Here is a 497-nt window from a genome sequence, read left to right as displayed (position 1 = left end):
GAAAATACCAACGACCAACTCCTTCTTCATCCCGGTTTCCTGTAAAAATGGCATCAACATTAGCCCAATGTTTTTCTGATAAAGCTGGTTTCCATAATGCTTGACCTTCTGGTCGAATAATACGGTAAGCCCCATAACGTTCCAATTTTTTCCCATTACCAGAATCGATGAGAGCATAATCTGGACTCACACCTGTTTCTAAAATAAGAGGCAACTTTTCTTGCGGATATATACCGCTAGAGTTTGGTTGAAAGCACTGCGCAAGCATATTCGGTTTCACGATACAGCTCTTGAAAACATTTATGTTAAAAGGCTCTGAAACTTCTATAATAATCCAAAGAGCTAAAGTCGATTAAACATTTATAAGAAAAGAGAGAAAACTTACTTTTGAGGATGTACTAAACACAACACGGGAAAGATTTCAGCAAATTCCCTTTATACCATATCAGCGATCGATATTTTTAATTTCTCAAGCTCTGCTTTACTTTCTTTAAGAG

At 36.8% G+C, this 497-nt stretch carries 1 pseudogene; it reads right to left on the bottom strand.

Annotation, left to right across the window (positions count from 1 at the left end):
- Positions 1-268 (bottom strand): annotated as a pseudogene (locus ACFINZ_RS10380) (class I SAM-dependent rRNA methyltransferase); the annotation flags it as partial.
- Positions 269-497 lie beyond the last annotated feature (229 nt).

The organism is Bartonella sp. AA81SXKL, from assembly GCF_042196945.1.
Classification (GTDB): domain Bacteria; phylum Pseudomonadota; class Alphaproteobacteria; order Rhizobiales; family Rhizobiaceae; genus Bartonella.
The sequence above is the reverse complement of the archived record's forward strand: the minus strand, read 5'-3'. Positions and strand labels throughout refer to the sequence as shown.